13 protein-coding genes are annotated in these 15,030 nt (G+C 45.5%); 9 read left to right on the top strand and 4 right to left on the bottom strand.

The window, feature by feature from the left end; genetic code table 11:
• Positions 1-44: 44 nt before the first annotated feature.
• Positions 45-818 carry a DUF1853 family protein gene (locus tag R7R24_RS15675; RefSeq protein ID WP_054578020.1) on the bottom strand — a complete coding sequence of 258 codons (774 nt, stop codon included), beginning with the start codon at positions 816-818 and terminating at the stop codon, positions 45-47.
• A gap of 232 nt (positions 819-1,050) precedes the next feature.
• Between R7R24_RS15675 and R7R24_RS15670 the strand changes: the two genes are divergently transcribed.
• Positions 1,051-1,809, top strand: coding sequence for a Nif3-like dinuclear metal center hexameric protein (locus R7R24_RS15670; RefSeq protein ID WP_005382162.1), 759 nt, complete (start codon positions 1,051-1,053; stop codon positions 1,807-1,809).
• A 92-nt stretch (positions 1,810-1,901) separates the two neighbouring features.
• Here R7R24_RS15670 and R7R24_RS15665 read toward each other — a convergent pair whose 3' ends face one another.
• Positions 1,902-3,191 (bottom strand): citrate synthase, encoded by a 1,290-nt coding sequence (locus tag R7R24_RS15665; RefSeq protein WP_005382163.1) that lies wholly within the window; start codon positions 3,189-3,191, stop codon positions 1,902-1,904.
• Positions 3,192-3,587: 396 nt separating this feature from the next.
• On the opposite strand from R7R24_RS15665, the gene sdhC reads away from it, so the two are divergent.
• The 8 genes from sdhC (at position 3,588) to sucD (ending at position 13,297) form a co-directional block, all read left to right on the top strand.
• Positions 3,588-3,980 (top strand): succinate dehydrogenase cytochrome b556 subunit, encoded by a 393-nt coding sequence (gene sdhC / locus R7R24_RS15660; RefSeq protein WP_017634811.1) that lies wholly within the window; start codon positions 3,588-3,590, stop codon positions 3,978-3,980.
• Positions 3,974-4,318, top strand: a complete 345-nt coding sequence (sdhD, locus tag R7R24_RS15655; RefSeq protein ID WP_005382169.1) for a succinate dehydrogenase, hydrophobic membrane anchor protein — start codon at positions 3,974-3,976, stop codon at positions 4,316-4,318. Before sdhC ends, sdhD begins: the two co-directional genes overlap by 7 nt.
• Positions 4,319-6,085 (top strand): succinate dehydrogenase flavoprotein subunit, encoded by a 1,767-nt coding sequence (sdhA, locus tag R7R24_RS15650; RefSeq protein WP_005382172.1) that lies wholly within the window; start codon positions 4,319-4,321, stop codon positions 6,083-6,085.
• A 15-nt stretch (positions 6,086-6,100) separates the two neighbouring features.
• Entirely contained in the window at positions 6,101-6,811 is a 711-nt protein-coding gene (locus R7R24_RS15645; RefSeq protein WP_005382174.1) for a succinate dehydrogenase iron-sulfur subunit, read from the top strand.
• Positions 6,812-6,982: 171 nt separating this feature from the next.
• Positions 6,983-9,808 (top strand): 2-oxoglutarate dehydrogenase E1 component, encoded by a 2,826-nt coding sequence (sucA, locus tag R7R24_RS15640; RefSeq protein ID WP_005382176.1) that lies wholly within the window; start codon positions 6,983-6,985, stop codon positions 9,806-9,808.
• 28 nt (positions 9,809-9,836) lie between these two features.
• On the top strand, positions 9,837-11,045 hold the full coding sequence (odhB, locus tag R7R24_RS15635) for a 2-oxoglutarate dehydrogenase complex dihydrolipoyllysine-residue succinyltransferase (RefSeq protein WP_005382177.1): 1,209 nt from the start codon (positions 9,837-9,839) through the stop codon (positions 11,043-11,045).
• A 213-nt stretch (positions 11,046-11,258) separates the two neighbouring features.
• Entirely contained in the window at positions 11,259-12,425 is a 1,167-nt protein-coding gene (gene sucC, locus R7R24_RS15630) for an ADP-forming succinate--CoA ligase subunit beta (RefSeq protein ID WP_005382179.1), read from the top strand.
• Positions 12,425-13,297 (top strand): succinate--CoA ligase subunit alpha, encoded by an 873-nt coding sequence (gene sucD / locus R7R24_RS15625; RefSeq protein WP_005382181.1) that lies wholly within the window; start codon positions 12,425-12,427, stop codon positions 13,295-13,297. Before sucC ends, sucD begins: the two co-directional genes overlap by 1 nt.
• A 119-nt stretch (positions 13,298-13,416) precedes the next feature.
• Here sucD and znuB read toward each other — a convergent pair whose 3' ends face one another.
• Both znuB and znuC read right to left on the bottom strand, forming a co-directional pair.
• Complete coding sequence (gene znuB / locus R7R24_RS15620; RefSeq protein ID WP_005382183.1) at positions 13,417-14,202, bottom strand: zinc ABC transporter permease subunit ZnuB; 786 nt, start codon at positions 14,200-14,202, stop codon at positions 13,417-13,419.
• On the bottom strand, positions 14,195-14,983 hold the full coding sequence (gene znuC, locus R7R24_RS15615; protein WP_005382185.1) for a zinc ABC transporter ATP-binding protein ZnuC: 789 nt from the start codon (positions 14,981-14,983) through the stop codon (positions 14,195-14,197). Before znuC ends, znuB begins: the two co-directional genes overlap by 8 nt.
• Positions 14,984-15,030: the final 47 nt, after the last annotated feature.

Here is a 15,030-nt window from a genome sequence, read left to right as displayed (position 1 = left end):
GTATCTAGCAAAGGGTTGATGTGAAAACATCAACCCTTTCATGTTTAAGTGCCCCGAACCGCTTTATCTCCGGGCCATGAATCTGGTACCACAAACCAGAATTGACCGTCTTCCGTTTGTGCGTGTATGAATCGATCTAAAGGCTTTTCAATAGGTTGAGAGAAATCGTCTGTACCGGTCGCCCAGCATGGTTTATGTAAATGATAAAGGGGTTTACCAATTAAATCCCATTGACGTTGATAGCACCAGTAACCACTAATCTGACTTGGATTTAATTCATAACCCAAGCACTCCTTAGGAGTTGGCTCTGGAGTAAACGGATTAATATAGAGTCGTCCTTGCATCATTAGGCGCTCTTCTGGAGAGTCGTTTAAAGGAATTATTTTTTGAAATTCCGGGCGATCGCTCATTTTCAGCTGATGCGTGAGCATTCTATCCAATTTTGCATGTAACTGGTCGTGAGCATTCGGGCCATACCAAATGCCGTTGTAAAGAAGATAAAACTTAATCGCCACTTCCCAATGTTCTATCTGATTTGATTCTGTATTCCTCAACACCAAATCGACAGCACCAATGGTCTTACCTTCCGCGTCGTTCAACTGAATTTCTTCGGCAATAATCTGATATCGTTCTGAATTAGAAAGAGCCGCAGTGCATAGGTGCTGATATAAAAAACCCAGTCTCGGATTACCATTGTATTGTTCTGAGCTATTCAAAGGTTTGACCGAGACATCTTCTAAGGTTGCAAACGGAGGGCGTAACTTGAAAAGCGGAGGTGAAGTGGCGATCCATTGGTAAAAGCGTTGCAGTTGGTTCATCCGTATCCCTAAATTTATGGTGAGGCGACAAGCTTTGTTATTGTAACTAAATTTGCTTTTGAGGGTAGGGTGGCTAGCATCGATATTAGGGTTCGAGATACACTTTAAAGACCTAAATGATATCAAGGTGCCAGATGTCAAAAACGTTGTTGTATCAACTAGGTTGCACTCTTTCGTCTGATTCCATCGAGAGGTTATTTAGGTTTACATGCGCTAGAAATTGGAAGTAATAATGAATAACTTAAAGCTAGAACAGATTCTTAATGACAAACTGTCACCGCAGTTAATTAAAGATTACGCGCCAAATGGGTTACAGGTAGAAGGGAAATCAGCGGTAAAGCGTGTTATCACTGGCGTAACCGCCTCTCAAGCCTTAATCGATAAAGCGATTGAGCTTAATGCAGACGCATTGCTTGTTCATCATGGCTATTTTTGGAAAGGTGAGCCTGAGCCAATTCGTGGCATGAAAGGTAAACGAATTCGTAGCCTGATCAAAAATGATATCAACTTATATGGTTATCACCTTCCTCTAGATATTCATCCAGAGCTAGGCAACAACGCTGAATTAGCTCGCTTACTTGAAATCGAAGTAGAAGGTGGGCTTGAAGGGCACCCTCAGTCAGTTGCTATGTTTGGGCGCTTGAAAAAGCCGATGTCTGGTGTTGAATTTGCGAGTAAGATCAACCAAGTTCTTGAAAGAGAGCCTCTGCATATCGCTCCAGAGAATACTGATAAGATGATTGAGACAGTCGGCTGGTGTACTGGTGGAGGGCAGGATTTCATTGAACTTGCTGTACAGCACGGGCTGGATGCATTTATCTCTGGAGAAATTTCAGAGCGCACCACTTATACTGCTCGTGAAATGGACATTCATTACTTTGCTGCAGGTCATCATGCTACTGAGCGTTATGGTGTTCAGGCCTTAGGCAAATGGCTAGCGGATGAATATGGCCTACATGTGGAGTTTATCGATATTGATAATCCGGTTTAGCGTTCTCCATTAATAACGTTAAACGCAAAAAAGAAAAAAGGGTTGAGACGAAAATCTCAACCCTTTTGTTTGTCTATCTTCGTACTAAAAGATCATTCACGTTCGTGAAGTGGAGAAAACTCACGTTGTGTTTCGCCAGTGTATAGCTGACGAGGACGACCGATGCGGTTCAGTGGATCGCTGTGCATTTCGTTCCAGTGAGCAATCCAGCCGATGGTACGAGAAATCGCGAAGATAACCGTAAACATAGAAACTGGAATACCAATCGCTTTAAGAATGATACCTGAGTAGAAGTCTACGTTCGGGTACAGCTTCTTAGACACGAAGTACTCATCAGAAAGTGCAATGCGCTCAAGTTCCATTGCAACGTCTAGCAGAGGGTCTTGAATGTTTAGCTCTTTGAGAACTTCATGACACGTTTCGCGCATTACTGTCGCACGTGGGTCGTAGTTCTTGTAAACGCGGTGACCAAAGCCCATTAAGCGGAATGGGTCATCTTTGTCTTTCGCGCGGTCTACATATTCAGGGATGTTATCGACGCTGCCAATCTCTTCTAGCATTCTCAAGCAGGCTTCGTTTGCACCACCGTGAGCAGGCCCCCAAAGGGATGCAATACCAGCGGCAATACATGCAAATGGGTTCGCACCAGAAGAGCCAGCTAGGCGTACAGTTGATGTCGACGCATTCTGTTCGTGATCCGCGTGTAGAGTGAAAATCTTATCCATCGCACGGGCAACCACAGGATTTACTTCATATTCTTCGCAAGGGTTTGCGAACATCATATGCAAGAAGTTCTCAGCGTAGCTAAGGTCGTTACGAGGGTAAATAAATGGCTGACCGATAGAGTATTTGTAACACATCGCCGCCAGTGTTGGCATTTTTGACAGCAGACGGTACGCTGCAATTTCGCGGTGTTCGTCGTTGTTAATGTCAAGAGAGTCGTGATAGAAGGCTGCAAGTGCTCCAACTACACCACACATTACCGCCATTGGATGAGCATCGCGTCGGAAGCCATGGAAAAAGCTTGCGATTTGCTCGTGTACCATTGTGTGACGAGTAACGGTCGTTTTGAATTGCTCGTATTGTTCTCGGGTAGGGGCTTCACCATAAAGAAGGATGTAACATACTTCTAAGTAATCTGCGTTATTGGCTAATTGATCAATCGGGAAACCGCGGTGCAAAAGAATACCTTTGCCGCCATCGATGTACGTGATTGATGATTCACAAGATGCAGTGGCAAGAAAACCTGGGTCAAAAGTAAAGTAACCATTGGCTCCCAGCTTACGAACGTCAATTACAGGTGTACCTAGCGTACCGTCCATAATTGGCAGTTCGATTGGCGCTTGACCTTCAACATGAAGGGTCGCTTTCTTATCCGCCATAACAATCTCCTTTGTTTATTATTTAATCCGTCCAGGATGTTTATGTGCCATTTTTGTACTGTTGTTAAAGCTTAAAGTCAATTTTTCTCCATCTTTGTGTGCACTTGTTATGATTTTTCTCATGAAAATCGTTAAAAATCTGTTCTATGTAGCATAATTTGTTACACCAATTGTATTAGAATGTTGCTCGCCGTATATTGGCAAAGAAAATTTTAGTTAAATCCTTATAAATTCGGGGCTAGAAACAAAGAGTGAGGTTTGTTGCTGGACTCCGTTTGTTAACAACTTGTTTACACTTATCTGAGTGGTTACTCGCGATATTTGTTAAATAGATGTTAACTTTTGTACGTTTGGAAGCTGAAATTGGTTATAACAATAAATGCTCAATGGAGCTGAGTGAGCAAGCCCGTGAAAGAAAGAAAGTCAAGACCTGTTAATTTAGATTTACAGACCATCCACTTTCCTATCACAGCAATCGCATCCATCCTACACCGTGTGTCTGGGGTAATTACGTTTGTTGCGGTGGGTATACTACTGTGGTTACTATCCATTTCTCTGTCATCCCCAATGGGTTTTATGGAAGCCGCTGACATCGTCGATAGCTTCTTCGTAAAATTCATCCTGTGGGGAATTCTTACTGCACTTGCCTACCACATCGCAGGTGGTATCCGTCACTTATTGATGGATTTGGGTCACTTTGAAGAACTAGATTCAGGCACGATGAGCGCTAAAGTCGCGTTTGGTGCAACAGCAGTATTATCATTATTGGCGGGGATCTTGGTATGGTAAAACACGTATCTTCATTTGGTCGTAATGGTGTACACGATTTCCTACTAATTCGTGCAACTGCAATCATTATGACGCTATACACGATTTATCTGATTAGCTTCTGTGCATTTTCAGATATCTCTTACGCATCTTGGACCCAATTCTTTGGTGGTACCTTCACTAAAGTATTCACCATGTTGGCACTTGTCTCGATCCTGATTCACGCTTGGGTTGGTTTGTGGCAGGTATTAACTGATTACATTAAGTGCGCGAAACTACGTGGCGCATTACAACTTGGTGTTATTGCCGTGCTATTCGGCTATGTCTTCTCTGGTCTATTTATTCTGTGGGGTGCGTAAGTGTCTATTCCAGTTCGTGAGTTTGATGCCGTAGTAATCGGCGCTGGTGGTGCAGGTATGCGCGCTGCACTACAAATTTCAGAACAAGGCCTATCATGTGCTTTGTTGTCAAAAGTATTTCCAACACGTTCTCATACTGTGTCTGCACAGGGTGGCATTACTGTTGCTCTGGGTAACTCGCACAAAGACGATTGGCAATGGCACATGTACGATACCGTTAAAGGTTCCGACTACATCGGTGACCAGAACGCGATTGAATACATGTGTAAAAATGGTCCTGAGTCAGTTATCGAGCTTGAAAAAATGGGTCTGCCATTCTCTCGTTTCGATAACGGTACCATCTACCAACGTCCATTCGGTGGTCAATCTAAAGAGTTTGGTGGTGAGCAGGCTGCTCGTACAGCCGCTGCTGCAGACCGTACTGGTCACGCACTTCTTCACACGCTTTACCAGCAAAACGTAAAACACAAAACAACCATCTTCTCGGAGTGGTACGCTTTGGATCTTGTGAAAAACCAAGACGGCGCAATCATGGGTTGTACTGCGATTTGTATGGAAACGGGTGAAATCTGTTACTTCAAATCAAAAGCAACCATTCTAGCTACAGGTGGTGCAGGTCGTATTTACGCATCGACCACTAACGCGCACATCAACACGGGTGATGGCGTTGGTATGGCACTTCGCGCAGGCGTTCCAATGCAAGACATGGAAATGTGGCAGTTCCACCCAACAGGTATTGCTGGCGCGGGTGTTCTAGTGACGGAAGGTTGTCGTGGTGAAGGTGGTTACCTTCTAAATAAAGATGGTGAACGCTTCATGGAGCGCTACGCACCAAACGCGAAAGACCTTGCTGGTCGTGACGTGGTTGCTCGTTCAATGATGATTGAAATCCGTGAAGGCCGCGGCTGTGATGGTCCTTGGGGTCCACATATCAAGTTGAAACTTGATCACCTTGGTAAAGAAGTACTTGAATCACGTCTACCAGGTATCTGTGAACTGTCTCGTACATTTGCACACGTTGACCCTGTGAAAGAGCCAATTCCAGTAATTCCAACTTGTCACTACATGATGGGTGGTGTACCTACTCAAGTCTCTGGCCAAGCAATTAAGCAGAAGGCCGACGGTAGCGAGATGGAAGTACAAGGCCTTTACGCATGTGGTGAGATTGCTTCTGTATCGGTACACGGTGCTAACCGTCTGGGCGGCAACTCATTACTAGACTTGGTCGTCTTTGGTCGTGCTACTGGCTTGCACCTTGGCGAAACGCTAGCAGCGCAAGCGGAAGCTCGTCCTGCAACAGAATCTGATATTGAAGCGTCTCTAGCGCGTACTATGCGTTGGGAAAACAGCACTGGTGGTGAAGATCCAGTTCAGATTCGTAAAGACCTACAAGCATGCATGCAAAACAGCTTCTCGGTATTCCGTGAAGGCGATGCGATGGCAACCGGCCTAGAAGAGTTGAAAGTGATTCGCGAACGTCTGAAAGATGCGCATCTAGCGGACAAGTCTTCAGAGTTCAACACGCAGCGTATCGAGTGTCTAGAACTTGATAACCTGATGGAAACCGCGTTTTCAACTGCCGTTGCAGCGAACTACCGTACAGAGAGTCGTGGCGCACATGCTCGTTTCGATTTCCCTGAGCGTGATGATGAGAACTGGCTATGCCACTCTATCTACAATCCGGAAACAGAAGCGATGACTAAGCGTGATGTGAACATGACGCCAACGCATCGTGAAGCTTTCCCGCCGAAAGTACGTACATACTAAAGGGAGGATACGACTATGAAATTAAACTTCTCTTTATACCGTTACAATCCGGATGTGGATACTAAGCCTTACATGAAAGAGTATACCCTTGAGGTAGACGAAGGCTCAGACATGATGGTGCTTGATGCATTGATTCTGCTAAAAGAGCAAGATCCAAGCATCGCGTTCCGTCGCTCATGCCGTGAAGGGGTATGTGGTTCTGATGGTTTGAATATGAATGGTAAAAACGGCCTAGCGTGTATCACACCGTTATCTGCTCTACAAGGCGATAAGATAGTTATTCGTCCACTACCAGGGTTACCTGTCGTGCGCGATCTTATCGTTGACATGACGCAGTTCTATGATAACTATGCGAAAGTTAAACCATTCTTGATTGATGATGGTGCATTACCACCATCACGTGAGAATCTACAATCGCCTGATGACCGTGCGCATTTAGATGGATTGTACGAATGTATCATGTGTGCATGTTGTACAACGTCTTGCCCATCATTCTGGTGGAACCCTGATAAATTCATCGGCCCAGCTGGTCTTCTCGCAGCGTACCGTTGGCTAATTGATAGCCGCGATACGGCAACAGATGAACGTTTGTCTGATCTTGATGATGCATTTAGCGTTTTTCGTTGCCATGGCATCATGAATTGTGTAAGTGTTTGTCCTAAGGGATTAAATCCGACGAAAGCCATCGGTCACATTAAGTCGATGTTGGTTAATCGTTCGGTTTAATTTACTCGCTCTTAGGAATGTCGCAGTGTTGCGGATCACCCGATATGACCGCTTCACTGCTTCAGTAATATTCGAGTAAAGAATACAAAAATTGCCGACCGTATTTTTAGTCGGCTCTTATAGCTCGGCAAAGACCGAAGCAAACGTGAAAACTACTGGTTAAGGGAAAATATGCACAACGGCGTGATGAAGGCATGGCTCGAGTCTTCACACTTGGCTGGCGCCAATGCAACGTATGTAGAGGACCTCTACGAACTGTATCTAAGTGATCCCGATCTGGTAAGTGAGGAGTGGAAACGTGTTTTTGAAGGCTTGCCTAAGCCATCAGAAGAAGTGGCAGAACAACCACATTCACGTGTCCGTGACTACTTCCGACGACTCGCTAGAGAAACAAAGCATTACAATGTCCAAGTTAGTGACCCAGATGTCGATGCAAAACAAGTAAAAGTTCTACAGCTAATCAACGCATACCGTTTCCGCGGGCATGAAGCTGCAGAATTAGACCCACTAGGTCTATGGCAACGCCCAACCGTGGCGGAGTTAGACCCTGCTTTTCATAATCTTACCGAAGATGACTTCGAAGAAACTTTCAACGTAGGTTCTTTTGCTGTTGGGCAAGAAACCATGAAGTTGAAAGATATCTATGAAGCCCTCAACAAAACTTATTGCGGTTCCATCGGTGCTGAATACATGCACATGACTGACACAGAGCAAAAGCGTTGGATTCAGCAACGCCTTGAGTCTGTCGTAGGCCAGCCATCATTCAACAAAGATGAGAAGCGCACGTTCCTAGAAGAGCTAACAGCCGCTGAAGGTTTGGAGCGTTACCTCGGGGCGAAATTCCCAGGTGCAAAACGTTTCTCTTTAGAAGGTGGTGATGCGCTGATTCCGATGACGAAAGAGTTGATCCGTCATGCGGGTACAAGTGGAATGCGTGAAGTGGTTATCGGTATGGCTCACCGCGGTCGTTTGAACATGCTGGTGAACGTACTTGGTAAGAAACCTCAAGACCTGTTTGATGAGTTCGCAGGTAAACACGACGAAACTTGGGGTACGGGTGATGTGAAATATCACCAAGGTTTCTCTGCTGATTTTGCGACTCCAGGCGGTGATGTTCATTTAGCACTTGCATTTAACCCGTCGCACCTAGAAATCGTAAACCCAGTAGTCATGGGCTCAGTTCGAGCACGTCAAGATCGCTTGGGTGATAATCAAGGTAGCAAAGTGCTTCCTATCACCATCCACGGTGATTCTGCAATCGCTGGTCAGGGTGTGGTTGCCGAAACGTTCAACATGTCTCTTGCTCGTGGGTTCCAAGTTGGTGGTACGGTACGTATCGTCATCAACAACCAAGTAGGCTTTACGACGTCTAATCCTCGTGACACGCGTTCTACGATGTACTGTACCGATATCGCGAAGATGGTGCAGGCGCCAATTTTCCATGTAAATGCCGATGACCCAGAAGCAGTTGCTTTTGTTACTCGCATTGCATTGGATTACCGTAACGAGTTCAAGCGCGATGTCGTGATCGATCTTGTGTGTTACCGTCGCCACGGTCACAATGAGGCAGATGAGCCAAATGCGACTCAGCCTTTGATGTACCAGAAAATCAAAAAGCATCCTACACCACGCAAATTGTATGCAGATGTTCTGATCGATAAAAATGAGTCAGATATCGAGACGGCGACTCAGTTAGTCAATGAGTATCGCGATGCATTAGATCGCGGTGAAGTGGTTGTTAAAGAATGGCGTCCAATGGCGTTGCACTCTGTAGACTGGTCCCCTTACTTAGGGCATGAATGGGATATGGAGTGGGATTCAAAATACGACAAGACACGCCTTATTGAGCTAGGCAATCGTCTGTGTCAGTACCCAGAAAGCCATAAACTGCAAAGCCGTGTTAATAAGCTATACAACGATCGTCTAGCAATGATGACCGGTGAAAAAGCTATTGACTGGGGTATGGCTGAAACATTGGCGTATGCTACATTGGTTGACGATGGCAAGCGTATTCGTCTTTCAGGTCAGGACTCGGGTCGTGGTACTTTCTTCCACCGTCACTCGGTTCTTCATAACCAAACCGATGCAAGCACTTACATTCCATTAGCGAATATTCATGACAACCAAGGGCCATTCCAAGTCTTTGACTCAGTATTGTCAGAAGAAGCTGTGTTGGCGTTTGAATACGGTTACGCAACAGCCGAACCAGGTGGTTTAACTATCTGGGAAGCACAGTTTGGTGATTTTGCCAACGGTGCACAAGTTGTTATCGACCAGTTTATCTCGTCAGGCGAGCAAAAGTGGGCGCGTTTGTGCGGTCTTACTATGCTTCTACCTCATGGTTATGAAGGTCAAGGTCCTGAGCACTCATCTGCACGTTTAGAGCGTTACCTTCAGCTTTGTGCTGAGCAAAATATGCAGGTTGTGGTTCCTTCAACACCGGCTCAGGTGTACCACATGATTCGTCGTCAGGTTGTACGCCCAATGCGTCGACCTCTCATTGTTATGTCGCCGAAATCTTTGCTGCGCCACCCTCTATGTACTTCAACGATTGAAGACTTGGCGGATGGTACATTCCAATCTGCAATTCCAGAAGTAGATGATTTAGAACCAAGCAAAGTGAAACGTGTCGTGTTCTGTGCTGGTAAGGTTTACTTTGACCTACTAGAGCAGCGCCGTAACAACGAGCAAGACGATGTTGCTATCGTGCGTATTGAACAGCTTTACCCATTTCCAATGGAAGAAGTACAAGCAGCAATTGCTCAATACACTAACGTTGAAGACTTCGTGTGGTGTCAGGAAGAACCTCAGAACCAAGGTGCTTGGTACTGTAGCCAACATAACTTCCGTGCCGCTATTCCTGCAGGTGCAAATCTTAAATACGCAGGTCGCCCAGCTTCTGCTTCGCCAGCAGTTGGCTACATGTCGGTGCACTTGAAACAACAAAAAGCGTTGGTTGAAGACGCTCTGAACGTGAACTCAAAAACTTCGAATTAAGAACTAGAAGTTAAAGGAAGAAACAGATATGACAATTGAAATTCTGGTTCCAGATTTACCTGAATCAGTTGCTGATGCAACCGTAGCGACATGGCACAAACAACCAGGCGACGCAGTAGAGCGTGACGAGGTTTTGGTTGACATCGAAACAGACAAAGTTGTGCTAGAAGTTCCAGCTCCGGAAGCTGGCGTTTTAGAAGCTATTGTTGAAGCAGAAGGTGCGACAGTACTTTCTAAACAAATTATTGCTAAATTGAAGCCAGGCGCAGTTGCAGGTGAACCAACTGCAGACAAAACAGAAGGTACTGAAGCATCTCCTGATAAGCGTCACAAAGCTGCGCTTAGCGAAGAAAGTAATGACGCACTAAGCCCAGCAGTGCGCCGTTTATTGGCTGAACATGGCTTAGAAGCAAGCCAAGTGAAAGGCACTGGTGTTGGTGGTCGTATTACGCGCGAAGATATTGAAGCGCATCTTGCGAACGCTAAATCTGCGTCAAAAGAAGACTCGCCAGCAGTGGTTGACGTGCCAGCAGCGGCTCGCAGTCAGAAACGTGTTCCAATGACTCGCCTTCGTAAGACAGTTGCTAACCGTCTGCTAGAAGCGAAGAACAACACGGCAATGCTAACGACGTTTAACGAAGTCAACATGAAACCAATCATGGACCTTCGTAAGCAGTACAAAGATCAGTTCGAAGAGCGTCACGGTATTCGTTTGGGCTTCATGTCTTTCTACGTGAAAGCAGTAACAGAAGCGCTTAAGCGTTACCCAGAAGTAAATGCTTCGATTGATGGCGATGACATTGTTTACCACAACTACTTCGACATTAGCATGGCGGTATCAACGCCACGTGGTCTAGTTACACCTGTCCTAAAAGACTGTGACAAGCTTGGTTTCGCTGATGTTGAAAAAGGCATCAAAGAGCTGGCTATTAAAGGTCGTGATGGCAAGCTAACGGTAGACGAGCTAATGGGCGGTAACTTCACTATCACAAACGGTGGTGTGTTCGGTTCACTAATGTCTACACCAATTATCAACCCACCTCAATCAGCGATTCTTGGTATGCATAAGATCCAAGAGCGTCCGATGGCAGTGGATGGCAAAGTTGAAATCTTGCCGATGATGTACCTAGCGTTATCTTACGATCACCGCCTAATTGACGGTCGTGAATCAGTTGGTTTCCTAGTAACGATTAAAGAGTTACTAGAGGACCCAGCACGTCTCCTATTAGACGTTTAATATCGCTAAAACGTCTAGTTATCGTAGGTAGCTAGACGTTAAAAATTTCAATGGCTAGACTAGCTCAACGTTTGGCCTTCATTTGAATCCTTCAGTATGAGAACTCATGATGAAGGATTGATTTGAGAAGACCCTACAGACGTACAAGCAGCCAAGACTGCAGCGTTATGGAAATAATAAATCCCTTAAGGGAAAAACAAACGGAATATCGAAATGAATTTGCATGAATACCAAGCCAAACAGCTGTTTGCAGAATTCGGTTTGCCTGTGCCAGAAGGCTACGCGTGTGATACACCACAAGAAGCTTTTGAAGCCGCAGGCCGTATTAGTACAGCCAAGAAAGTAGTTAAATGTCAGGTTCACGCTGGTGGCCGTGGTAAAGCGGGTGGCGTAGAGCTACACGATACAAAAGAAGGCGTTAAAGAGTTTGCACAGAAGTGGTTAGGTAAAAACCTAGTGACTTACCAAACTGACGCTAACGGTCAGCCAGTAACAAAAATCCTTGTTGAAGAAGCTTCAAATATTGCGAACGAACTATACCTAGGTGCGGTAGTTGACCGTGCTAGCCGTAAGATTGTTTTCATGGCTTCTACCGAAGGTGGTGTGGAAATTGAAAAAGTTGCGGAAGAAACGCCGGAACTCATCCACAAAGCAGCAATTGACCCACTAGTAGGTCCACAAGCTTACCAAGGTCGTGAGCTAGCGTTCAAACTTGGTCTTGAAGGCGACCAAATCAAACAATTCGTTAAGATCTTTATGGGTCTTGGCACTATGTTCTCTCAGTACGATCTTGCTCTGCTAGAGATCAACCCACTTGTGATTACTGGCGAAGGCAACTTGCTATGTCTTGACGGTAAGATCAACATCGACTCAAACGCACTGTATCGTCAGCCTAAGCTTCGTGAAATGCACGATCCTTCACAAGAAGATGAGCGTGAAGCACACGCAGCTCAGTGGGAGCTGAACTACGTAGCACTAGACGGTAACGTTGGCTGTATGGTTAACGGTGCAGGCCTAGCAATGGGTACGATGGATATCGTAAACCTACACGGCGGCAAACCAGCTAACTTCTTAGATGTAGGTGGCGGCGCGACGAAAGAGCGTGTTGCTGAAGCATTCAAGATCATCCTATCTGATGACAATGTGAAAGCGGTACTTGTTAACATCTTCGGTGGTATTGTACGTTGTGACATGATCGCAGAAGGTATTATCGGTGCGGTTAAAGAGGTAGGTGTAAGCGTACCTGTTGTTGTTCGTCTTGAAGGTACTAACGCTGACCTAGGTCGCGAAGTTCTTGCTAATTCTGATGTTGATATCATTGCTGCTGAGTCGCTAACTGACGCTGCTCAGAAAGTTGTTGCTGCTGCGGAGGCTAAATAATGTCTGTATTAATTAACAAAGACACTAAAGTAATCTGTCAGGGTTTCACTGGTGGTCAAGGTACTTTCCACTCAGAGCAAGCTATCGCATACGGTACGCAAATGGTTGGTGGTGTGTCTCCAGGTAAAGGCGGCCAAACTCACCTAGGTCTACCTGTATTCAACACAGTACGCGAAGCAGTAGAAGCGACTGGCGCAACAGCGACAGTCATCTACGTACCAGCACCTTTCTGTAAAGATGCAATCCTAGAAGCGATTGACGCGGGTATCGAGCTAATCGTAACGATTACTGAAGGTATCCCTACTACAGATATGATCGACGTAAAAGTGAAGCTAGAAGAAACTGGCGTTCGCATGATCGGTCCTAACTGTCCGGGTGTTATCACTCCTGATGAGTGTAAGATCGGTATCATGCCTGGTCACATTCACAAGAAAGGTAAAGTAGGTATCGTATCTCGTAGCGGTACTCTAACTTACGAAGCAGTCAAACAAACCACTGACGAAGGTTTCGGCCAGTCTACTTGTGTTGGTATCGGTGGTGACCCAATCCCGGGTTCAAACTTCATTGATATCCTAAAACTGTTCCAAGAAGACCCTGAGACAGAAGCGATCGTTATGATCGGTGAGATCGGTGGTACTGCAGAAGAAGAAGCAGCAGCATACATTAAAGAAAATGTAACGAAGCCAGTGGTTTCTTACATTGCTGGTGTAACTGCACCTCCTGGTAAGCGTATGGGCCATGCTGGTGCGATTATCTCTGGTGGTAAAGGTACTGCTGAAGACAAATTTGCTGCACTAGAAGCGGCTGGCGTTAAAACTGTGAAATCTCTAGCAGAGATTGGCCAAGGTCTACGTGAAGTGACGGGTTGGTAATCGACCACACAGCTTAATAAGTATTAAAAAGCCTGCGATTTCGCAGGCTTTTCTTTTTCCGTTTCAGTGGATTTATGTTTGTTGTTAGCAAGGCCTTTCGCGTTTAATGCTCAATGCGATTATGCTTTGCTTTTAATCAGCTGGCTCAGCATAAATAAGGATGTTGCGCTGATCACTACAGAAGGGCCGGCCGGTGTATCGAAGTGCCATGATAGGCTAAGCCCCATCAGTACTGCCACTGAGCCAATAATGGATGCGAACAATGCCATTTGCTCTGGTGATGAAGAGACTTTACGTGCTGTTGCGGCTGGGATAATTAGGAGTGAAGTCATGATCAACGCGCCAACGAACTTCATACCTACTGCGATTACTACACCCACCATTAGCATTAACACCAATCTAACTAAGTCTGTATTCACGCCCTCAACAGCGGCAAGTTCTTCACTGACAGTGCTAGAAAGCAGTGGGCGCCAGAAGACGTACAAACACGCGCTTACCGCAACAACACCTGCGTAAATAAACATCAGATCTTGTGGAGAGACGGCAAGTAAGTCCCCAAATAGGTAGCTCATTAAATCGACGCGCACGTTTTCCAAAAAGCTAACCGATACTAAACCGATAGAGAGTGCACTGTGTGCCAAGATACCTAACAACGTGTCTGTAGCCACAAGTTGTTGCTTTTGCAGAGTGACAAGCAAAACGGCCAGAGCTAAACAGCAGACGAGTAGCGCAAGGTAGAGATTTACGTTGAGCAAGAAGCCCAGCGCTAGGCCCATTAACGATGCATGAGCTAGGGTATCTCCGAAGTAAGCCATTTTACGCCAAACGACAAATGACCCAAGTGGACCGGCAATGATCGCGATACCAATACCAGCAAGGATAGAAGGTAGGAGAAACTCAATCATGATGGTGATGTCCGTGTTTATGGTGGGAGCATGATGTCGCATCACCGCTTACTGGCGTTCCGGATAAATCGTGATGATGGTGCTCATGGTCGTGATGATAAAACGCGAGAGACTCTCTCGCTGCATTGCCAAATAGTGCGATGTAAGAAGGGTGCTGAGTAATAGTGGCAGGTGAACCTGAGCAGCAAACATGGTGATGCAGACAAATAACATCGTCCGTTTTCGCCATCACTAAATGTAAGTCATGCGACACCATAAATACGCCACAATCAAAGCGATGACGAATGCTCTCAATTAAGTCATAGAGATCGATTTGACCTTGGATATCCACACCCTGAGCTGGTTCGTCTAATACCAACAGCTGAGGACGCTGAAGCAGAGCGCGAGCCAGTAACACTCGTTGGTTTTCACCACCGGATAAGCGATGCATATTACTATTAAGTAAATGTTCAGCGCCAACAAGCCTTAATGCATCAATGCACTCTTGCTTACTGTATTTTCCTGCTAAATTTAGAAAGCGGGTTACATTCAATGGAAGGGAGTCATTGAGCTTCAACTTTTGAGGAACGTAACCAATTTTCAGTTTTCTTTGTCGGTTCAACTTGCCGCTAGTCGGCTTTTGAAGACCTAAGATAACTTTGACTAACGTTGATTTTCCCGCTCCATTGGGACCAATTAGGGTAGTTATTTTGCCCTTTTCTAATTCCATACTAATGTTATCGAGAACTCTGCGGCCATCGAACTCGACGCATAACTGCTCAAGATGGACTAAGGAAGACATGAATGAAACTCATTTGCAAATCAATAATGTTATAATGTAACATTATC

The organism is Vibrio sp. 704, from assembly GCF_033339295.1.
This window is presented reverse-complemented; position numbering and strand designations above follow the sequence as displayed.